Origin of the sequence: Bradyrhizobium sp. ISRA464, from assembly GCF_029910095.1 — a bacterium.
Taxonomy (GTDB): Bacteria; Pseudomonadota; Alphaproteobacteria; order Rhizobiales; family Xanthobacteraceae; genus Bradyrhizobium.
This window is the reverse complement of the sequence record NZ_CP094526.1, coordinates 3,294,916-3,316,290: the sequence shown is the minus strand read 5'-3', so window position 1 is coordinate 3,316,290 and position 21,375 is coordinate 3,294,916. Positions and strand designations below refer to the sequence as shown.

Annotated in this window: 17 protein-coding genes and 2 pseudogenes; 9 read left to right on the top strand and 10 right to left on the bottom strand. The window is 60.6% G+C overall.

The genetic code is table 11. The annotated features are described in order from the left end of the window. Nucleotides 1–131: 131 nt before the first annotated feature. Nucleotides 132–596, bottom strand: coding sequence for a hypothetical protein (locus MTX19_RS15400; RefSeq protein ID WP_280984305.1), 465 nt, complete (start codon nucleotides 594–596; stop codon nucleotides 132–134). 360 nt (nucleotides 597–956) lie between these two features. Between MTX19_RS15400 and MTX19_RS15395 the strand changes: the two are divergent. The 3 genes and pseudogenes from MTX19_RS15395 to MTX19_RS15385 all read left to right on the top strand — a co-directional run. After that, a pseudogene (locus tag MTX19_RS15395) lies at nucleotides 957–2,447 on the top strand (DUF4118 domain-containing protein); the annotation flags it as partial. Then, a complete protein-coding gene (locus MTX19_RS15390; protein WP_280984304.1) occupies nucleotides 2,444–3,133 on the top strand; it encodes a response regulator transcription factor in 690 nt (229 codons plus the stop codon). The pseudogene MTX19_RS15395 and the gene MTX19_RS15390, both read left to right, overlap by 4 nt. A 157-nt stretch (nucleotides 3,134–3,290) precedes the next feature. Continuing rightward, the gene (locus MTX19_RS15385; protein ID WP_280977249.1) at nucleotides 3,291–3,563 is read left to right on the top strand and encodes a hypothetical protein; all 273 of its coding nucleotides are present in this window, start codon (nucleotides 3,291–3,293) and stop codon (nucleotides 3,561–3,563) included. Between the two features lie 118 nt (nucleotides 3,564–3,681). Here MTX19_RS15385 and MTX19_RS15380 read toward each other — a convergent pair whose 3' ends face one another. Next, a complete protein-coding gene (locus tag MTX19_RS15380; RefSeq protein WP_280986047.1) occupies nucleotides 3,682–5,466 on the bottom strand; it encodes an adenylate/guanylate cyclase domain-containing protein in 1,785 nt (594 codons plus the stop codon). 269 nt (nucleotides 5,467–5,735) lie between these two features. On the opposite strand from MTX19_RS15380, the gene MTX19_RS39260 reads away from it, so the two are divergent. From MTX19_RS39260 to MTX19_RS15370, 3 genes are all read left to right on the top strand, one after another. Continuing rightward, a complete protein-coding gene (locus tag MTX19_RS39260; RefSeq protein ID WP_348638294.1) occupies nucleotides 5,736–6,365 on the top strand; it encodes a methyltransferase dimerization domain-containing protein in 630 nt (209 codons plus the stop codon). Then, the gene (locus tag MTX19_RS39255) at nucleotides 6,323–6,757 is read left to right on the top strand and encodes a methyltransferase (RefSeq protein WP_348638293.1); all 435 of its coding nucleotides are present in this window, start codon (nucleotides 6,323–6,325) and stop codon (nucleotides 6,755–6,757) included. Before MTX19_RS39260 ends, MTX19_RS39255 begins: the two co-directional genes overlap by 43 nt. Nucleotides 6,758–7,192: 435 nt before the next feature. Further along, nucleotides 7,193–8,965 (top strand): tetratricopeptide repeat protein, encoded by a 1,773-nt coding sequence (locus tag MTX19_RS15370; protein ID WP_280984303.1) that lies wholly within the window; start codon nucleotides 7,193–7,195, stop codon nucleotides 8,963–8,965. 434 nt (nucleotides 8,966–9,399) lie between these two features. On the opposite strand, the gene MTX19_RS15365 is transcribed toward MTX19_RS15370, so the two are convergent. The 8 genes and pseudogenes from MTX19_RS15365 to MTX19_RS15330 form a co-directional block, all read right to left on the bottom strand. Next, the gene (locus MTX19_RS15365; protein WP_280984302.1) at nucleotides 9,400–10,305 is read right to left on the bottom strand and encodes a hypothetical protein; all 906 of its coding nucleotides are present in this window, start codon (nucleotides 10,303–10,305) and stop codon (nucleotides 9,400–9,402) included. Nucleotides 10,306–10,942: 637 nt separating this feature from the next. Beyond that, nucleotides 10,943–12,133, bottom strand: a complete 1,191-nt coding sequence (locus MTX19_RS15360) for an IS91 family transposase (RefSeq protein WP_280979744.1) — start codon at nucleotides 12,131–12,133, stop codon at nucleotides 10,943–10,945. 14 nt (nucleotides 12,134–12,147) lie between these two features. Beyond that, a complete protein-coding gene (locus tag MTX19_RS15355) occupies nucleotides 12,148–13,026 on the bottom strand; it encodes a tyrosine-type recombinase/integrase (protein ID WP_280979743.1) in 879 nt (292 codons plus the stop codon). A gap of 190 nt (nucleotides 13,027–13,216) precedes the next feature. Further along, nucleotides 13,217–13,915, bottom strand: coding sequence for an ABC transporter ATP-binding protein (locus MTX19_RS15350; protein WP_280984301.1), 699 nt, complete (start codon nucleotides 13,913–13,915; stop codon nucleotides 13,217–13,219). An 11-nt stretch (nucleotides 13,916–13,926) separates the two neighbouring features. Beyond that, a complete protein-coding gene (locus MTX19_RS15345; RefSeq protein WP_280984300.1) occupies nucleotides 13,927–15,768 on the bottom strand; it encodes a branched-chain amino acid ABC transporter ATP-binding protein/permease in 1,842 nt (613 codons plus the stop codon). Continuing rightward, a complete protein-coding gene (locus MTX19_RS15340; RefSeq protein ID WP_280984299.1) occupies nucleotides 15,768–16,643 on the bottom strand; it encodes a branched-chain amino acid ABC transporter permease in 876 nt (291 codons plus the stop codon). The genes MTX19_RS15345 and MTX19_RS15340 overlap by 1 nt, the downstream gene beginning before the upstream one ends. A gap of 59 nt (nucleotides 16,644–16,702) precedes the next feature. Then, on the bottom strand, nucleotides 16,703–18,010 hold the full coding sequence (locus MTX19_RS15335; protein ID WP_280984298.1) for an ABC transporter substrate-binding protein: 1,308 nt from the start codon (nucleotides 18,008–18,010) through the stop codon (nucleotides 16,703–16,705). Between the two features lie 605 nt (nucleotides 18,011–18,615). Beyond that, nucleotides 18,616–19,001: pseudogene (locus MTX19_RS15330) on the bottom strand (ester cyclase). A gap of 204 nt (nucleotides 19,002–19,205) precedes the next feature. On the opposite strand from MTX19_RS15330, the gene MTX19_RS15325 reads away from it, so the two are divergent. The 3 genes from MTX19_RS15325 to MTX19_RS15315 all read left to right on the top strand — a co-directional run bounded on the left by MTX19_RS15325 (nucleotide 19,206) and on the right by MTX19_RS15315 (nucleotide 21,255). Beyond that, the gene (locus MTX19_RS15325; RefSeq protein ID WP_280984297.1) at nucleotides 19,206–19,424 is read left to right on the top strand and encodes a hypothetical protein; all 219 of its coding nucleotides are present in this window, start codon (nucleotides 19,206–19,208) and stop codon (nucleotides 19,422–19,424) included. Beyond that, on the top strand, nucleotides 19,421–19,624 hold the full coding sequence (locus MTX19_RS15320) for a DUF3311 domain-containing protein (protein WP_280984296.1): 204 nt from the start codon (nucleotides 19,421–19,423) through the stop codon (nucleotides 19,622–19,624). The genes MTX19_RS15325 and MTX19_RS15320 overlap by 4 nt, the downstream gene beginning before the upstream one ends. A gap of 80 nt (nucleotides 19,625–19,704) precedes the next feature. Then, the gene (locus MTX19_RS15315) at nucleotides 19,705–21,255 is read left to right on the top strand and encodes a sodium:solute symporter (protein ID WP_280984295.1); all 1,551 of its coding nucleotides are present in this window, start codon (nucleotides 19,705–19,707) and stop codon (nucleotides 21,253–21,255) included. The last annotated feature ends 120 nt before the right edge of the window (nucleotides 21,256–21,375 follow it).

The following is a 21,375-nucleotide window of genomic DNA, read 5'->3' as shown; positions in this document are numbered from 1 at the left end:
ACGCCGACCGTCGACGGTCCGCGGGCCAGCGAGTTCGCCTCCGGCCTGATCGGCGCTGTTGATCGTCGTCATCTTTTTCACATGTCCCTGTTGCTGAATGCGCGCCGGGGCCCGGCACGCGTTCGGGTTCTTCATCCAAAATTGTCGCAGCAGAACGTGTATGCGGCCGCGCTGGGTGCGACCTGCGGCACGGACGATGCGCTGGCTTGTTCAGTTGTCGTGAGAAGCCGCTTCGCCTCGACGAAGGACAGCAGGATTGCAATCGCCTGCACTTCATGCCGCCCGTCAGCTGTGTCGTCGAATTCGAAGGGAACCTCGGGATGACGGGACAGCGAACACACCCATTCGCCGCCGTCGTAGATCAGCCGGCAAGGACGCCACATCGGAAGCTCCAACTCGATCAGTGCGAGCACCGCGTCGATCCAGGATTCTGCGTGCACCAGCCGGTCCAGGCGCGCGGCCCTGCCCGCCCGCGCCATGCTTGGCAACCGCGTGCAGGCATCCGTGACGACCCTGGAGATCAGGTGCGGCGTGAGCCCCGGCGTCAGGCGAAGCTCGTCGACTAGCCGATCCAAACGTTCCGTCATCGCATCCACCGGGTAACACCGTTCACCCTTGGAAAAACGATCGCCACATGCGACCGCGCCCGGAAAATGGGTGCAAACGCCATAGGGAAACCAGAGCGACCTAGAACTCGCGGCATAGGAATCTCATAGGAATTAACGTTCGCGATATAAGTGACCAGCCGGCGCCTTGATCGCAGGAATTGATTGTGTCATCGCATGGCGAACTGGGCTCGCCGACATGCGAACTCGAACGGGCACACGCCGATGCCGAAGGGCGCCAAAGACTCGCGGGAAGACAGTGCTTCAACACGGGAGAGGCTTCTCTTCGGCGGCGTTGGCGATTGGACGCTATCGGATTCACTCGTTCGTCCCGATTGGCGCGCGCTTGGTCTTGCGGCTGTGGCCGTGACATGCGCGGTCGGCATCGGCTTCCTGCTTTGGCCATGGATCGGCCAGGAGAACATCAGCCTCATCTTCCTGACCGCCATCGTGGCCATTGCGGCGAGGTTCGGGCTTTGGCCCTCCTTGTTTGCAACCGCCTTGTCCTCGCTCTGCTACAACTTCTTTTTCACCGCGCCCTATTTCACCCTCGCCATTGATGACCCCGCGAACATTGTCGCGGTGGTCGTGTTTACGGTCGTTGCGGTCATCGTCTCGAATGTCGCTGCCCGAGCCCGGGTAGAGGCGGTTGCCGCGATGGGGCGAGCGCGCACGACGGAGTTGCTCTACGCATTCAGCCGCAAGCTGGCCGGCACCGGTACGCTCGATGACGTCCTCTGGGCCATAGCGCACCAGACCGCCTTGATGTTGAACGTGAGGGTAGTGCTTCTGCTGCCGGAGAACGGCACCATCGCGGTCAAGGCGGGGTATCCGCCGGAAGACCAGCTGGAAGAAGCCGATCTCGCCGCCGCGCAATGGGCGTGGCAACAGGATGTTCCGGCAGGGCACGGCTCCGGCGTTCGGGCCGAAGCGAAACGTTTGTTCCTGCCGATGCGGACTGGCCGTGGCGTCATCGGCGTAGTCGGCATCGACAGCGACAGGGAGGATCCACTGCCGACCGCGGGCGAGCGGCGTCTACTCGAAGCCCTGATCGACCAGAGCGCGCTCGCCATCGAGCGCGTCTATCTCGTCGAGGACATGGAGCGGGTAAGACGCACCCTCGAGACTGAACGCCTGCGCTCGGCGCTGCTCACCTCGATATCGCACGACCTCAAGACCCCGCTGGCCGCGGTGCTCGGTGCAGCCGGAACTCTGCGCGATCTGGCAAGCAAGCTGAACCAGGATCAGAAGGACGAACTTCTCGCGACGATCATCGATGAATCGGAGCGGCTGAACCGCTTCATCGCCAATCTGCTCGACATGACGAGGCTGGAATCGGGAGCAATCACCCCGAACACCGCCCGCCACGATCTGCATGAAATCGTCGGCAGCGTGCTTCGCCGTGCCGGAAAGATCCTGCGACCACACCGAATCGAGCTCGATTTGGCCGGCGATCTGCCGATGCTTGAACTGGACGCCGTGCTGTTCGAGCAGGTGCTGTTCAACATTCTCGACAATGCCTCGAAATATGCACCCTCCGGCACCGCGATCACCATCCGAAGCAGACGAGAGTCTGGCGAGATGATCTCGCTGCAGGTCATGGATGAAGGCGACGGCATTCCCGCCTCCGAGCTCGGCCAAATCTTCGAGAAGTTCTACCGGGTACGAAAGGGCGACCGGGTCCGCGCCGGCACGGGACTTGGGCTTGCGATCTCCCGCGGGTTTATCGAGGCGATGCACGGCACGATTTCGGCGGCAAATCGCAGCGACCGCAGCGGTGCTGTTTTCACCATCCGCCTGCCGATCCCGGCAGCACCGCCGCGCATGGGCGAAGTCGCATGAGCACCGGGGCGCTGAAGGTTCTGGTCATCGACGACGAGCCGCCGATCCGGAAACTGCTCCGGATGGGATTGGTCACCCAGGGCTATGACATTCTTGAAGCCCCGAACGGGAAAGCCGCGTTGGAGCTGCTGTCTCAGTCCCCGGACCTCATCATTCTCGATCTTGGCCTGCCCGACATGCAGGGGCTCGACCTGCTCAGGATGCTGCGAGCCCAGAACGAGCAAGTCGCCATCGTCGTGCTATCGAGCCGCGGCGATGAAACCGGCAAGGTCGAGGCGCTGGATGGCGGCGCCGACGATTATGTCACCAAGCCGTTCGGAATGAATGAGCTGCTCGCGCGCACGCGGGCAGCACTCCGTCACCGGCTGCAGGTGCAGGGCGAGCGCCCGGTCTTTCGGGTCGGCGATCTCTCCATCGATCTGGTCCGGCGCATTGTCAAAGTGCGCGATGCCGAGGTGAAGCTTTCGCCGAAGGAGTACGATCTGTTGCGGCTCCTGGTGCAGCACGCCGGCAAGGTGCTGACACACAAGTTCCTGCTCGGCGAGCTGTGGGATCAAAGTACGGATGCGCAATACCTTCGCGTCTATGTTCGTCAGTTAAGACAAAAGATCGAAGCTGATCCAGAGCGTCCCGAATACGTCCTTACCGAGACCGGTATCGGCTACCGACTTCGCGCGCCGGATTGAGTAGAGTTACCGGCGGGCATGTCCGCTAATGGACCCCAACCGGTCCTCGGCTGGCTTCTGATAAGAACGCATATTGACACGCGCGCTTGCTGTTTGTTCCGAGTTTAGGAACCTCGCTGCGCGACTTCGCATTATCCTTAAAGTAGGAGGATCAGCAATGGCGAAAAAGGCGAAAAAGCAGACCGCCCGAGGCCGCAAGCAAGTCCGGCGCCTCGTGCGCTATCCGCCGAAGAAGGCGCGTCGTTCGGCCGGCGCCGTAAAGCGTGCGGCCAAGTACTCGGCTGGAGCTGCAACTGGAGCCGTAAAGCGTGCGGCCAAGAAAGCGGCCGGCGCCGTAAAGCGTGCGGCAGAAGCTTCAAAGCGCGCGGCCAAGAAAGCGGCCGGCGCCGTGAAGCGTACCGCCAGGAAAGTAGAGACAAGCCTAGCCTAGAAGGTTGAACCCAGGACTTTGATTCATCTACCAAGCTTGTGATTTGCCGATGCCCTGGCGCAAAGCTGGGCGACATTGGCACGTAAGCCATGTCGGCTTGTGTGACCCATCTCCGACATCACCTCTCCGGTACCCCAGCCAGGCGCATCCCATTCAGGATGCGCCTGCTTCCGTCGAAGAATGTCGCACTGTTACCTACTGAAAGGCCTTTCAAGCGACGAATAGTAAACGTGGGATCAAGCGTTTGCCCCGCTTTTGCGGCGGCGTGCGCCTCGTGCAGCTTCCCGAGTAGCGCGAGCGCAGCAGCAAGTCCAAAATGTACGAGGGGATAATTTCGATTGGCTTCGATACCGCGAAGGAACCAACTGACTGCTTCGGCGTCTGCTCCGATCTGCAACTTGGAAAATCCGACCGGGGATAGCCATCGGTAGACACAGATGTCACGAGGAGAGAGGCGCAATGCTTGGTCGACGTGGGCCTCGGTCTCTGCGCCGCACCCCATGAGAAATTTAGCCAGACCAATCATCGCGTGCGCATCAGCCAGATTGCGATCCAATGCCAACGCTCTCTCACACTCAGCCAAACCTTGATCTGCGCGGTTCGTATGCATTAGGACGACACCTAGGAGCAAGTGGGCCCAGGAATGGTTCGGTGCACGGGACAGCGCCTTTAGCAGTATCTTCTCTGCCGCTGCCAAATGCAGAGATAGGTCGTCAGTCAAGAAGGTCGATGAAAATGTCACATCGACGGCCGCCATCCAGACTGTTGCGTCGACGTTTTCAGGGTCGATCGCCAATGCGCGTTCAAAAAAAAGACGAGCTTGTGTCAGGGATTTAGACGTGACCCCCTTGTTGAACGAATGGCGGCCTTGGAAAAACAAATCCATAGCGTCGGGATGAAGCGTGTTTTCCGCTCGCCGGGCCTCAGCCTCAATGAGCTTGGCATTTAGTGTGTTAGCCAGCCGTGCTACGATCTCGTCTTGCATATCAAACAAATCGCCAACGGGTTTGTCAAAACGATCGGCCCACAAGTGCCCGCCGGTTCCCGCGTCAACGAGCTGAACGTTGATGCGGAGTCGGTCACCGCTGCGCTGGACCGTCCCTTCCAGCACATAGCGTACGTTCAATTCGCAACCGAGCTGCTTGAGATCGACAGGTTTGCCCTTATAGGTGAATGCAGTGTGCCGCCCGATGACGAAAGCGCCTTCAATCTGCGACAAGTCCGTGGTTAGGCTTTCTGTTATGCCATCGACGAAGTAGGCTTGCTCGGGATCACTGCTGAGGTCGGCGAAGGGCAACACAACGATGGAAAGACGAGGCGGCGAAAACGGCGCCCGCCGCCCAGTCTGTGAACCTAAGTTAATTCCATCCCGGACCATGGCATACGCCCGTACGGGGTGGGCGATGTTCTTGAGACTTTGCTCACCCATATTGACGAACTCAGCGTCGACCTTACCTCGGACATGTTCGTAGACAGAAGCCGAGATGCATATTCCGCCGGGCTCTGCAATGCTCTCCAGCCTTGCCGCTTGGTTGACACCATCTCCAAAGATGTCGTGGGGCTCGACGATGACGTCGCCAATGTTAACGCCTACGCGGAAAGCAATACGCCTGCCGTCGACGTCGCCGATTGTAAGTTCCCTGATGCGGGCCTGAAACTGCACAGCAGCCCGAACCGCTTGGACCGCGCTCAAAAATTCTGCCAAAAACCCGTCGCCGGTATTCTTCACGATGCGGCCGCCATGTTCGGCAATTGCCGGGTTGACAGCGTCCGCTAGGAGCGCGGCCAATTTGGCATGCGTAGGCTCTTCGTCGGTATGCATAAGCCGGGAATAGCCAGCCACGTCAGCGGCCAATATCGCCGACAACCTGCGATCAACCCGAGATGGTCGGTCTTGCTCCATAGCATTGGAACCTCTTCCTGCTCCTTGTACTACAGACCCCGCCAAGATGGCCACTCGGGCTGATGTCGCATGTTGTGTAGGCCCTTCGCGACATATTGCAGCGCCACACGATCTTGGTTGCTAACGGGGCATAGCGCAAATCGACAGGCCGACGTCTATTCCAGAGGGCGACGCTCGTGACCCCGGACCGGACTCCTGAAGCGTTCAAATGTGTTACACCTTGGCGCCAAATGAGCCATAGACCCATGGCGCGACAACAGGAGGTAATCATGTCGGGGCTGGATCCGTCACATATCATGCAAGTCGGGATGGGATTCTTTGCGTCGAAGACGCTGCTTTCAGCCGTCGAGCTGGAACTGTTCACCACGCTTGCGAGGCAGCCGATGACGGGCAAGGAGATCGCCGCGGCATTGCAACTCCATCCGCGCGCCATACCGGACCTCCCGGACGCGCTGGTAGCTCTCAAGTTTCTCCAACGTGACGGCGACGGTCCCGAGGCACGCTACGCGAATACGCCCGAGAGCGCCTTTTTTCTGGACCGAACCAGCCCTGGCTACATCGGCGGCATCCTTGAGATGGCGAATGCTCGTCTGTACCGATTCTGGGCGGATCTCACCGAGGCTCTCAAGACGGGCATGCCGCAAAACGAAACCAAGCACTCCGGAGAGCCGATGTTCACGAAGCTTTACGCGGACCCCGCACGCCTCGAGCAGTTCATGAACGCCATGTCGGGGATTTCGGCCGGAAACTTCAAGGAGTTTGCCCGGAAATTCGATTTCTCCAAGTTTAAGACCCTTTGCGATGTCGGTGGCGCCACCGGGCAGCTTTCCTGCATGGTCGCTGCAGCAAATCCGCAATGCGTTGCACCAACTTCGATCTCCCCAAAGTCGTGCCGATAGCCACACGCAAAATTCAGCAGGCCGGCCTGACCGACCGGGTAACGGCTGTCGGTGGCGACTTCTTCGCCGATCCATTACCCAAGGCCGACGTCATCACCATGGGGATGATCCTGCACGACTGGAACCTTGAGAAGAAGAAATTGCTCATTCGGAAGGCGTATGATGCCTTGCCCCCGGGCGGTGCATTTGTGGTTATTGAGGCGCTCATCGACGATGCAAGACGCGAGAATGTATTCGGCCTGATGATGTCTCTCAATATGCTGATCGAATTTGGCGACGCCTTTGATTACTCGGGATCCGATTTTGCGGGCTGGTCTCGTGAGGTCGGATTCCGGGACTTCAAGATCATCCCGCTGACGGGCCCGTCGAGCGCTGCGGTCGCCTACAAGTAGCTGGATTGCGATTTGAGTTCGTCGCACGGCCCCTCGACGTTGGCCAAGCGATTCCTTTTTGGCCGTTTGCCGACCGCTTCGGTAAACCGGCTGGATGGCCGCGCTTGGCACGAAACGCGCCAAGCGGTTTGTCCGATGTCTGCTGCTGGCTGAAGAGCAGAGTGAGGCCGATCACTACCTGACAGTAGGACATGACCCAAACCGGGCATTCGATTGCCAGAGTGTGACAGGTGCCGATTGAGCACAGCTCGGCTTTGTCTCGAGTGCGAGCGTCTTGGAGAGAAGGCCGAACCTCTTGATCCAGGGTCGCTCAATCGCCGGTCCGCAGCCGGAGCAAGGCAACGGCCGCTGAACTTTCCTGCCAAACGTGGGCAGATGTGATATATTTTTTGTCTGCGGTATCCGCAGAGGGTGTCCCCCGGGAGGGAAACCCGAATGGCTTCCGATCAGGTCAAGCGCAAGCTCGCCGCCATATTTGCCGCCGACATTGCCGGGTATAGCCGGTTGATGGGGGCGGATGAGGCCGGCACGCTGGCCCGCCTCAAACAATACCGCCGAGATCTGATCGACCCCAAGACCAGGCAACATCGCGGTCGCGTCGTGAAAACGACGGGTGATGGCATCCTCATTGAGTTTCCGAGCGTCGTCGATGCGGTATGCTGCTCGATCGAGGTTCAGCAGGGCATGCGAGAACGCAATGCCGATGTCCCTCGGGAGAGGCGCATCGAGTTCCGCATCGGGATCAACCTTGGCGATGTGATCATTGAGGGGCGCGACCTCTATGGCGACGGCGTGAATATTGCGGCGCGACTGGAGGGGTTAGCCGAGCCGGGCTGCATCTGCATATCGCAAACTGTCCTCAATCACGCGCGCGGCAAGATCGCTTTCGAGGTCGAGGATCTGGGCGAGCAAGCCCTCAAGAACATCGTCCAACCCATACACGTCTATCGTCTACTGCTCAATTTCAGCCAAGACCGGACGGTACCTCGGTCTTCGGAATCGGCGCTGGCTTTGCCGGACAAACCCTCCATCGCCGTGCTGTCGTTCGAAAACATGAGCGGTGATAACGAGCAAGAGTTCTTCGCCGATGGCATCGCCGAAGACGTCATCACGGCACTATCCAAGGCGCATTGGTTGTTCGTCATCGCCCGCAACTCGTCGTTCACGTACAAGGGCAAATCCGTCGACGTGCGTCAGGTCGGCCGCGAACTCGGCGTCCGCTACGTGCTCGAAGGCAGTGTTCGCCGGGTTGGCAATCGGGTGCGCATCACGGCCCAGCTGATCGATGCGGCGAGCGGCCATCACCTCTGGGCGGATCGCTACGACCGCGAATTGGCCGATGTGTTTGTCGTCCAAGACGAGATCGCGCGGAACATCACCGGCGCTATCGCGCCCGGCATCATCTCGGCCGAGATGCAGCATGCGCAGCGCAAGGATCCGAGCCAACTCGATGCGTGGGACCACATCATGCGCGCGCACTGGCACATCCGCCGCTTCACCCAGGATGATCTGGCGGAGGCAAGACGCCTGCTCGTCCAAGCCATAGCGCTTGATCCGGCCAATTCGATGGCGCTTAGCGATCTCGCCTTTGCCTGCCATTTCGAGGCCGTCTTTGGATGGGGGGACGGACCCGCCAAGTCGCATGCGCGACTCGGCGAAGCCGGGCGCAAGGCGGTCGCCATTGATGACGGCGATGCGGCCGCCCACACCGCACTAGCCATTTACGATCTGTTCTCGGGTCGGCACGGAGAAGCCCGACGCCGGCTGCGGCGCGCCCTCGATCTCGATCCCAACTCGGTGTTCGCACGTGGATATCTCGGCGTAAGCTTCGGTTTCAGCGGCGACTACGATGCCGCTCTGCCGCACCTCGACGAGGCAATCCGACTCAGCCCGCGCGATCCCCTGCTAGTCATTTGGACATTGTGCAAGGGCTGGGCGGCTTTGTTGACGCAGCGATACCAAGAGGCGATCGAATTCGCTAGCGACACAGCCGAAGCCAATCCGGAATTTCCCGACATCTACGCCGTACTAGCTGCCGCGAATGGTCAGTTGGGTCGAGTAGATCCAGCGCGGGCTGCGCTGGATCAGTTGTTGCGGCGCATGCCCGCATTGACCACGAACGACGAGCGCCTCAACCGCCCCTTTGGATGCACGGAACATCGAGAACAGTTCCTCGAAGGCTTGCGGAAGGCCGGGATGCCGAAGTGACGGGGGCAGCCGTCTTTGACTGCCATACGCTGACCGTTCTGTTGCGCCAGAGCATCGCCGAGGCCGTCTCGGTACTGCGCGGGCGGCATCAGAGCTGATCTTGGTCCGATCCTGGCGCAGAGCGATCGCGCTCGAAATACTGCCGGCGCTGAAAGTCCCCGGCGATGACGAATAAGGCGGCTCGAGTCAGCTTCTGGCCCTTCGCGTCATACTGCACTGCCACACGACCTCGGTCGCTAACGGGGAATAGCAGAAATCGACACGCCACTGTCTATTGGAGCGGGCGACGCTCGTGACCCATTGCGGAAGCGGCCGCAAAATCCATGAACCAAATCTGGTCTGTTTATATGATGCGCCAATTCGCCGAGAGTTCGTGCAGTCTCTGTTGCGTTATTCCTCTCACGAGTGCTGCTCCTGGCTCGTCCTAGGCGCTGTCAGCTTCGCAACGCAAGAACACGCAGAAGAATTCCGCGGCCGCCACGCGACAGGCGATCGTGAAACAATTCGGAGAGCCGGTCTCCCCGCTTCCGCACCGAGAGCCGCCTCCGCAGCTCATGGGCGCGAGACAGCGAACAAAAGAGAAAATCCCGACGGAGCTGGCGAAGGCGCCCGCCATAGCCTCTCACATCGGTGCTCGCGTAGGCTTCCATTAAGGTGCGGATCAAATAGTTATCGCTCGGATCTGGATAAGATTCGTAGGAAACGCTCGATGATCGCGTGGACACGGGTTCATCGGTCGTCGTCAGAAATACGTTCATGCGGATCAGCCCATCTGATACGCCGGTCGCCTCTTTGCTGAAATTTCCGTAGTTTACAGAGGGCAAGGCAGCGAGTTGCCGGCGCAAATTTTCGAGCGTCGCCGACGGGATCTTGACGCCGTTGCCCGCGCTGGTGTCGAGCCCGTTGGCGCGCACCGTGGCGAACATGTCGCCCCAGAACTTGTCCCAGGGGGCTGTGCCGTTGCGGTTAGCCGACGGATTCTTGCGAACGCTATAGGTCGTTTGAGTGAGATAGGCCGCCAATTCACCCATGTGACGCGTAACGGTGCCATCAGGATCATAGACGTCGATCATGGCGTGGACGCATTCATGCAGCAGCAGCGCCCGATCGCTGTCATTCGCGGGCGGTGACTTCTTCTGTGTCAACAGAACATCCGTCGTTTGATCGTAGAAAGCGAGATCCTTGGTGCCGCCCTTAACCAAGATATTACCGGCGCGAATGTGATCGCGAACTGTCGTCAAGTATTCGCCTTTAATGTGAATCTTATCCACGTAGAACTCGATGCCGAGCGTTACCGGGTCGCTCAGTGTATCCAGGACGTCGCCTTCGGTCAGTGGCATGACAGGCCTCCCTCACGAGATTGAGCAACAATAATCCGGCCAATCTCTGGTAAAAAAAAGCCCTTCCTCTCAGGAGGAAGAACATCGAACTGCGCCTCTCCGATACCGCTATTGGGCAGGCTTAGCGGCGTGCGCGGCGTCCTATTCTGATGCGGCAACCTCACCCGAGATCGTGTTTAGATGTGTCTGGCCAGGCGCACTAGGGTTCAAACGGTATGATCACCGATTACGATCAAGCTCTGCAGGCCTTTTTTTCGAAGCACTAGCGCTCGGCACCACCAGCATGTCAGCAAATCTGTGAAGGGTTTCGGATGCCGGCCGTTTGAGGGACAGCGCCGCGCATTCGGCGGCCGGCGTCCGAAAGCCTCCAAGGGAGGAAACCGCGGGTAAGGGAACGTAAGGCTGTGCGGCCGGGACTATGGGGATTTGAGCGCCGCGGGCGAGATGGCTGATTTGAATCGAGCCGATGCAGCGGGTTGTTCGACGGTTGAGCGGCTGACGAACGGGCCACGGGTGGCATCGAACTCCATAATTTGTCCGTCGATTTGCGACGGCTGGGGGAAATCTGAGCGCGCTCTGCCGTGGCCGGTCGAGAGCCAGCGGGCACGACGAGCAGATTTGCAGGATTGAGACGTGATCATGAGGTGTCGATCCTGATGCGGTTCATTGGAGCTGTCGGCCGATGCCGCGGCGTTGCACCGCGCGCGAAAACCTCGATGACGATCATGCAGCCGCCACAGCATGGACAGCTCGGCTTGCTGGGATCGGCGGTAGGCTGGCCTTCAGGTTTTGCAGCGGCGAGCAGCTCACGGGCGCGTGCGACGTTGGCGGCACAAGCGCCTTTGGCGAACAGGCCGTAGTGGCGGATGCGATGCAAGCCTTTTGGCAGCACGTGGATGAGGAAGCGGCGGATGAACTCATCTGTGGCGAGCGTCATCTGCTTGTATCGATCGCGGCCCTCGATGCGGTAGTCCTTCCACTTGAAGGTGACGCCGCCCTCGTCGCAGGCGATCAATCGGCTGTTGGCGATGGCCACGCGATGGGTGTAGCGCGACAGATAGGCCGGCACCGCCTCAGGGCCGCCGAACGGCCGCTTTGAATAGACGACCCACTCGGCCGTGCGCAGCGGGGCGAGATGAGTCGCGAAGGATTGCGCCTCGGCGAGATGGGCGTGGTCGCCGAAGAAGCTGAGGCGGCCGGCTTGGTGGGCGGCGACAAGCTTCTCCAGGAACAGTCGCCGGAACAGGCGGGAGAGCACGCGCACGGACAGGAAGAAGCCCGGCCGGCACGACACCCAGCGCTGGCCGTCGGACGAGATGCCGCCGCCCGGCACGATCATGTGCACGTGGGGGTGATGGGTCAGCGCCGAACCCCAGGTGTGCAGCACGGAGGTGACGCCGATCCGCCCACCCAGATGCTTCGGATCGGCGGCGATCGTCAGCATGGTCTCGGCCGAGACCTTGAACAGCAGATCGTAGACCACGGCCTTGTTCTGGTAGGCGATGTCGGCGATGGCCGCCGGCAGCGTGAACACGACGTGATAGTACGGCACCGGCAACAGCTCGGCCTCGCGGTCGGCAAGCCAGTCCTTCGCGGCGGCGCCCTGGCACTTCGGGCAGTGCCGGTTGCGGCAGGAGTTGTAGGCGATCGTGGTATAAGCGCAGTCCGCGCAGCGCGCGACGTGGCCCCCGAGGGCCGCCGTGCGGCAGCGCTCGATCGCCGACATCACCTTCATCTGGTCGAGGCTGATATGACCGGCATGGGCTTGACGCCATGCTAGGCCATGGCTGCGGAAGATATCCGCAACCTCCAAAGCCGGGCGCGACATGCGCGGCCTGCGCGTCAGGCAGGCGGCTCGTCTCGCTTGGCGCGGAGCGGGGTGAGGTGATCCAGCGGGCTCATGACCTCGCGGATGGTGTTGGTGGCGACGCGGGTATAGAGCGCCGTGGTCTCGAGCTTGGCGTGGCCCAACAGGACCTGGATCACCCGAATATCAATGTTCTGCTCGAGCAGGTGGGTCGCGAAGCTGTGGCGCAGGGTGTGCGGCGTCACCCGCTTGGCGATCTCGGCCATGTGGGCCGCCGCGTGGCAGGCGCGCGTGAGCTGGCGCGTCGTCATCGGGCTGGCCGGCTTCAGTCCCGGAAACAGCCAGCCCTGCGGGCGGGAAATGCGGTACCAATCGCGCAGAAGTTCGAGCAGCACAGGGGAAAGCATCGCGTGGCGATCCTTGCGGCCTTTGCCCTGCTCGACGCGCAGCATCATGCGTTCGGAATCGATGTCGGATACCTTCAACGCGACGACCTCAGAGACACGCAACCCTGCACCGTAAGCGACACTGAGCGCCGCCTTGTATTTGATGCTCGGCGCCGCCTCCAGAAAGCGCGCAACCTCTTCCGGGCTGAGAACAACCGGAACCTTGCGTGGCTCGTGCATGAACGACAGGTGCTTGGCAAGCTCGGGCCGATCGAGCGTCACATTGAAGAAGAACCGCAGCGCCGAGACGGTGGCGTTGATCTTTGGCGCGCCGGCGCCGTTCGACGCCAGATGCAGCCGAAAGCCGCGCACGTCCTCCGACTGGGCCAGGTCGGGCGAGCGGCCGAGGAATACCGCGAAGTCCTTGACCCTTTGCACGTAGTCGTGTTGGGTCTTGGGCGCGAACTTGCGGATCGCCATGTCTTCGATCATGCGCTGGCGCAACGGACTGATGGCCTGCTTGGTCATTGGGGATGCTCCTGTTTTGAGTGAAGGTTGCGAACCCCTCATCTCAAAACAGGACGCCCCGTCGCGCTATCGTCTTGGCTGCGTCGCCAGCCCCAGCGCCCTACCGCGCGAGCGGTTTAGTCCTTTGACCCCACTCGGACCCGGCCGTCTCTGGGGACGGGTATGCGCCAACAACCGCACCGGCGCTGACTCAGACGCCGAGGTAGCGATCCATCACGTCCGGCGAAGCTTGCAGTTCCTCGGCCGATCCCCCGAAAACGATCCTGCCCTTGTCAAGCACATAGGCCCGGCGGGCGAGACTGAGTGCCGCACGCACGTTCTGTTCGACGATCACGATCGTCTGTCCTTGGGCCACCAGCTCGCGGCATACCTCGAGCAGGCCCTGCACGATAGTGACAGCCAGCCCCTCGAATGGCTCGTCCAGCAGCAAGAGCCGGGGGCGCCGGATCAGGGCGCGGGCGATCGCGAGCATCTGCTGCTCACCGCCGGAAAGCGACCGGCCGTAACTGCTCCGCCGCTCGCGCAAGCGCGGGAACATCACGAAAATGTCGGCGAGCGGCAAACGCTGCGCCGCCGATAGAGTAGCAAGTTCAAGATTCTCCTCCACAGTCAATCCGCCGAAGATCCGCCGCTCTTCCGGAACGAGTTGCAGCCCTAGGCTCGCAATCCGGTGAGTGGGCAACAGTTCGATGGATTCACCTTCGAACCGTATCGTGCCGGAGCGCGGATGGAGCACGCCAGCGAGCGTCTTGAGCGTTGTGCTCTTGCCGGCACCATTGCGGCCAAGCAACGCAACGACTTCCTGTCCGCGCACGTCCATTGATACGTCGAACAGAACGTGAGAATCTCCATAATAGCTGTTGATCCGCTCCACCTCGATCATGTTCATTCCGATCGTTCTCAGGCAGCAATTCCTCCGAGATAGGCTTCTCTCACTCGCCGATCACCGGAAATTTCCTGCGGTGTGCCTTCAGCGAGCTTGCGTCCCTCGTGCAACACCGTGATGCGCTCCGCGAGCTCGAAAACCGCATCCATGTCGTGCTCGACGAGGACGATCGTGCGTCCTCTGCGCAGGTCTTGGATCAGATGCTTGATCCCCTCACGCTCGCCGGGACTCAAACCTGCAAGCGGCTCGTCGAGCAGCAGCACCGAGGGGCGGGATGCCAACGCAAGCCCGAGCTCGAGCCGACGCTTTTCGCCGTAGGCAAGCGAACTAACGCGGACGTCAGCGCTCGCAGTGAGGCCCAGACGTTCGAGCAAGGCGGACATCATCAATTCGATTTTGTCGAAACCATCTGCGGCACGAAAGACGTCGAGCCGCAATGCGCCGCGCACGTGACTGAGCGCGCCAATGCGCAGGTTCTGCCGTACCGTAAGCTGCGGGAACAGCTGGTTGATCTGGAAGCTCTTTGCCAGCCCATGTTGATGGGCTTGGGTAACGCCTGCTGTCGTGACATCGATTCCATTCAGGAGAATGCGGCCCGAGTCCGGTCTTTCCTCGCAGTTGAGCAGCCTGAGGAATGTGCTTTTGCCCGCGCCATTGGGGCCAATGATGGCGTGGAATCGACCGGCGGGCAGCTCGAGCGAAACTCCCTCGACGGCATGAATGCCGCCATAGGCTTTGCTGACATTGCGGACCTCGAGCGCCAGCTCAGCAGGCTTGCCAGCGCGCGCGCCGGCCGTGGGCAACGGGGCAAGGAGCGCCTGACCTGCAGCCGCTTTCTCGCCCGGGACCGCACTTGCGACCACGGGCTCCGGCCTGACCAAGCGAAGACTCAATCCGAGGCGGGCTGCGGCACCGACAATCCCTTTCGGCAGCAGAGTGACCAACACAACGAACACCAATCCCAGAATGAACAACCAGAGATCGCCGATTGCCGGCACCTGTTGCAGGAGCTGGCGCAAGATCAACCAGATTGCCGCGCCGATCGTTGGGCCAATCAGCGTCCCCGCGCCCCCTATGACGGTCTGAATCACGAGCTGACCAGAGGTTTCCAGCTCGAAAGCATTTGGCGGCATATAACCCTGGAATATGCCAAGCAACGCGCCGCTGCAGCCTGCAAAAATCGCGGCTAGCACGAAAACTGAAAGCTTGTAAGCATGGACATTATGACCGAGCGCCGCGGTCCGCAGCGGATTCTGGCGAATGGCGGTCAGCACGGCGCCCACCGGCGATCTCACGACGAACCGAGCAAACACGAAACCGACGAAGAAGAATGCCGCGATGAGCTCGTAGCTCGCCCAGGAGCCAGAGAAGCTGTAAGCGAATTGGCCAACTTGCAGGCGCGGGGCCGGCACGCCCGGCAATCCATTCTCGCCACCGGTCCATCGGGCCAGCGGCGAATTTTCCAGGAAATAGGCCAGCTCGCCGAACGCCAGCGTGATCATCGCGAAGTAGATTCCGACACGGCGCAGCGCCAGAAGTCCGACAATGACGCTGAACGCCGCCGCAACGGCGACACCAGCCGCGATCGCAAGCCAACCGTTGCGGATATCACCGCTCGTCAAAAGATAGGCTGTCACAAATCCTCCGCAGCCATAGAAAGCCGCCTGGCCGAAGGACAGAAGTCCGGTGAAACCGAACAGCAGGTCGAAGCCCAGTCCGAAAATTCCCCAAATCAGGATGCGAGTCAGGAGATCCACCGAGCCGAGCAAGGCACTGCATAGAAACGGCAGCGCCACCAGCGCGAGTGCCATAAGCAGTTCGGGCAGCCAGCGATGCAATCGTCGCCGCACATCCATCACGCGCGTCCCATGGTGCCGAACAGCCCGCGCGGTCTCACGATCAGCACCAGTGTCATCACGGCATAGATCGCCGCTTGCGCATAGGCCGGATTGAACAGCGTCGTCAGGGAGAGGATCTCGCCGACAACCAGGCCGCCGACAATGGCGCCCGGAAACGAGCCAAGTCCCCCGATCACGACGACCACGAAGCATTGGACCAGGAATTGTTCACCCATATTCGGGATGATCGCGGCGAGCGGTGCATAGATAACGCCCGCGATTCCCGCGGCCATGGCGCCAATTGAAAACACCGCCATGAAAGCGCGGCGCACGTGGGTACCCAAGAGCTCCACCATGAGTGGATCCTCGATCCCGGCGCGCACCACGAGGCCGATCCGGGTGCGATACAACAACAGATAAAATCCGAGCAGGATCAATCCGGCGATGCCGATCGCTTCCACGCGATAGAGCGGATAATAGAAGAAGTGGAGGTTCACGATGCCCTGTCCCCAGGACGGAACAGGCACCCGCTGGCTCTCGCCGCCGAACACGTAGTGGACTGCTTCGATCATCATGATGGCCAGCCCGAACGTGACGAGGATCTGATCCTCATGCGGCCGATCATAGTAGAGCCGGATCAATCCACGCTCGAGTGCGAAACCGAAAGCAAGAAGGGACAACGCGCCGAGCACCAGGGCAGCCGCAAATGAATCGAGGTGGCCGAGCACGATGAAAGCCACATAGGCGCCGAACATGAACATCGCGCCGTGGGCGAAATTGAGAACGCCGAGCGTGCCGAGAATGATCGTCAGCCCGCACGCAATCAGCGCCAGCAGGCTTCCCAGCGCTATGCCGTTGAAAGCCTGCGACAGAAATTGCGGTAGCGTCGGCATCAGATGACGCTCTTTGATCAACATCCGGAGTGCGGCGGGCGGCTTGTAGACGCCCGTAGCTAGGTTTCGTAGGGCTGCAAGTGACACCCGGTCTCGTTCAACGGCGGCAGGACCTGTTCGCCGGGAACGAGATCGACGATGCGATAATAATCTTCCGGTCCCTTCATCTCGTTCGGCTTCTTGCCGATCATGATCGGGACCGGCCGAACCATTTGATGGTCGCCGGCGCGGTAATACACCTCGCCATAGATCGAGTTCACCTTCTGCCCGCTCTCCAGCGCCTTGATCACCTCGATGGGATAGAACGTGCCCGCACGCTCGACGGCATCGGCCCAGACGAGCATCTGCAGATAGACTTCGCTTGCGCCCCAGCGAGGCTTGTAGTGGTTCTTCTTCTCGAAATCCTCGACAAAGAATTTTGCCAAGGGATAAGTGTCCTGCTCCGTCCACCACCACGGCTGCGAGCCATAGGAGCCGCCCATGATCTCGGCACCCAGCTCCTTGGCCTGAAACTGCGAAATATCGGGCACCACATATTTCATTCTGGGTAGGATACCGAACTGCTGTGCCTGCTTGGTCGAGGCGACAGCATCCGCGCCAAATGCCAGGTTGACGAAGACATCGGCGCCGCTATTGGCGATGTTCAGCAGGTAGGAGCTGAAATCGGTCGTACCGAGCGGCGCGAGTTGTTCGATCGATGTCTTCCAGCCCTGGGCTTCCGTGAACTGCTTCATCGAGGCAAAGATGGTGTGGCCAAAGGTGTAATCCGGGACCAGGTAACCAGCCTTGCGGTCCTTGCCCAGTTCCTTGGCCAGCACTGGCGCCAACGCCTTCGAGGCCATGTAGGCAGAATCCTGCGAGCGGAAACCGTATCTCTGGCAATCCTTGCCCGTAGTGTCGTTGGAACTGCTGTTGCCGATCATGACGATCGTGTGCTCGCGCTGCCCGAGCTCCTCGAGAGCGACAGCCACCGCGCTGCTCACGGCTCCGGTCAGCATGATGGCCTTGTTTTCGCGAACGTAGCGCGTGGCGGCCTGGACCGCCGGGTCCGGCTTTGTTTCGGCGTCGGCGACCTGGAATTCGATCTTCTTGCCGAGCACGCCCTTGCCCTTCTTCAGTGTCGGGATCTGTTCAGTCACGCGGCTGCCGTTGTTCAGATGTTCGACCGCAAGCTCAAAGCCAAGTCGCATGTCCTTTCCGGATGCGGAATAGGGACCAGTCAGCGGCACAAGGCAGCCGACAAAAATGCTGCTGCCGTTCGTCCCGGCCGGGAAGGTGCCAAGCGCAGGGTAGTCCTTGGCCCAGGCCGGAGAGGTCGCATAAGGCAGGAAAAAGCCGGCAACGCTTGCTCCGATGCCGGCTCTCATGAGACTCCGTCGCGTGAGCGATATGTCGGCAGCTTCGCGGTAGCTGTGTGGATATTGGGGCATGGCGCGTGCTCCTCTGCTGCGCCCGATCGAGCAGGCTCGGCCCCTTCAATTAACGGTTCTTTCGCGGACCGTGTTCCAAACAGCTGGCGCGATCGATGTACGCATAAAGTCTCATTCAGCGGGGCTTGCCCAGTCGAATAGGAGTTGCTTTTGGCGGAGGATACCACCGGGCGACGATCAGGTATGTGCGGCCTGGTGAAGACCGCATTGGAGACCGGTGCAAGATAGGTGAGCGAGGTTTAACCAAGCGGAAGCTGCCGTAGTCTTCGGCAATCATTTCGCTCGCAAGCCGTCGCGCACGATCGTGTTCGAGTTGAACGGGTATCGCGTGCGGAACGGCCCATCACTGGTCGACCAAGTCCCGCATTGGCCCGGTTGGTGCCAGATCCCGCGAGGACACCGACAGTCGATCAAATCGCAGCTTGCAGCAACAAGGCTGCTCTGCCCACGTCTCGTTCTGGCCCAAGGCGAACGTGCATTCCGATCGCCGTCCATGTCGCCTTTTGAGGGTTAAGCGGACGCGGCGCTCATGAGTACACGCCCTAAAGCTGGGCCTCGATCGCGGCCTTGTCGATCACCGACCAGACCTGCACGATCTTGCCGTCCCGGAATTCATAGAACACGTTCTCGGCAAAGCCGACGCGCTTTCCATTGATACGAGGCCGAGAAACTTTTCCTTCGACGAACAATCGAAGGTCAGACGGCTCGCAACGTACGTCGCATCGGCAATCAGCAGCTCGATGTTGAAATGTAGGTCCGGGATGTCGCGAAAGTCCCCTTCCAACATCTCGCGGTAGCCTGACAAGCCGATCCGCCGGCCGTTGTGGCACACGTCATCGTCCACGAACTGTCCCAACAGCGACCAGTCCTGTCGGTTGAGGCAGGCAATGTAGTCTCGATAGATGTCGGAGAGGTCAACCTTGCTCATGGCCTCGTTTCCGTTCTCCGCCGATGGTGCCGTCAACCGGCAGGCCAGAACCCATATGAGTGCGTGAGTGCGGCAACGTACCGTCCACAACATGCAGGACAATGCTGCACTTGCGAACGAACCTGGGGCTAGGTTCTACCGGTTCTCATTGGCAAAATTGCGTGGATTGGGAAGCGAGCTTTCGCGAGAGAGTGATATACTGAATTGCGTGGCGTGCCGCAGTGGATCGCTTTCCGGCTCGTGGATGCTGCAAGAGAGTTGATCGGCTCGCAGCAACCTGGACGAGCCCCGTCGCTCGCCGGATCAGGCGACGACATTGGTGATCGACCACCGGGCCGCCAGCGAATTTTCGATCCGCGCAGCGATCGCGCCGGCGAGCGCAATGTCAGCAAGAGTCCGGCTTCCTCCGAGGAGGAAACATGAATCAACTTATCCGACGTACAGGATGGAGCCCGTGGTACCTGCTCCTTCTCATTCAATTCATCGCAGTGCTCTGGCCGCCCTTCTACAACAGGGCCGAGCCATCCTTGATCGGCATGCCGTTCTTCTACTGGTACCAGCTGCTTTGGATCATCATCGGAGCCGTCCTGACCGCAATTGTCTACTTTGCAACCGAGGACTAGCGCCGAAGCAACGCCGGGCCGGACTGCCGAGATGAGGAGAAAGCGACGAGGAAACGCGGAGGGCTAACCGGGAGGGTGTCGTGCAGAGTGTTAACTGGACCGCCTTGATCATTTTCCTGGCGCTGTTTGCCTTCATTACCTGGTTGGGCTTTGCCGCAGCCCATTGGCGCAAAGGCGACCTCGATCTCTTGCATGAATGGGGGCTCGGAGGACGTCGCTTTGGCACCGTCGTCACCTGGTTCCTGATCGGCGGCGACCTCTACACGGCCTACACGTTCATTGCCGTTCCGGCGCTCGCCTTCGGGGCCGGTGCAATTGCGTTTTTCGCGGTCCCTTACACGATCGTCGCCTACCCCATTCTCTTCCTCGCCTTTCCGCGGCTTTGGTACGTCTGTCACAAGCACAATTACATCACCGCCGGCGACTTCGTGCGTGGGCGCTTCGGCAACCGCTGGCTTGCGCTGGCAGTCGCGGTGACCGGCATCGTCGCGACGATGCCGTACATCGCGCTGCAACTCGTCGGGCTGCAGGTCGTGATCGGAGGCTTGGGCATTTCCGGAACCGGTTATGCCGGCGATCTGCCGCTCGTCATCGCATTCATCATTCTCGCGGCCTTCACCTACTCGAGCGGGCTGCGAGCCCCCGCCTCGATCGCCATTGTCAAGGACCTCCTCATCTATCTGACGGCGTTCGCCGCGATCGTCATCGTTCCGATACAGTTGGGAGGCTTCGAGAAGATCTTTGCGGCCGTGCCGGCCTCGAAGCTGCTGCTGGCTGTCCCAGGCGACAACACTACCGGCGCATATGGAGCTTATGCGACACTGGCGCTTGGATCGGCGCTTGCGCTCTTCCTGTATCCGCACTCCATCACCGGGATCCTCGCCGCAAGCAGCGGTCGCGCCATCCGTCGCAACGCGGCATTACTGCCGGGCTATTCGTTCATGCTCGGTCTGCTTGCGCTCATCGGCTTCTTCGCGATCGCGGCAGGCGTCAGCACGCTTCCCGAGTACGCCGCGGGCTTCAAGCAATTCGGCAACAACTTTGCAGTGCCGGCCCTGTTCCTCCATAGCTTCCCGTCGTGGTTCGTGGGGATCGCTTTCGCGGCCGTCGGGATCGGAGCGCTCGTCCCGGCAGCGATCATGTCGATTGCTGCGGCCAACCTCTACACACGCAACATTCATCGCGAGTTCATCAATCGACAGCCGACCGACAGGCAGGAAGCGCAGATGGCGAAGTGGGTATCGCTGATCGTCAAGTTCGGCGCGCTCGCCTTCATCATCTTCCTGCCTTCCAAGTTTGCGATTTACCTGCAACTCCTCGGTGGCATCTGGATCATCCAGACGCTACCCTCCGTGATGCTGGGCGTCTATACCCGCTGGTTCAACGATTGGGCATTGCTGATCGGTTGGGCCGGCGGAATCGCCACTGGGACCGCGATGTTCATCGCAGCAAAACTTGCGCCGACCTACGCGCTCGCGATCGGCACCTTCACCTTTCCGGGCTATGCGGCGCTTTACGCGGTCATCGTCAACCTGGGTCTGACGGTTGTCCTCACTCTGCTCCTCACCTCGCTGGGCGCCGCTTCGACCGACGAAACCGTCGCAACCGAATATCACGCGCCGACGGCATGACCCGTGGCCTCGCCGCTCCCGGCGAGCGCCCTGCCACGGATACGCAAGCCATTCCGTCGAATGATGCTCGGCCATATGCGGGAAGGCAGGAACGCGGCAGGTTGCCGTCGCCTTGCGCAA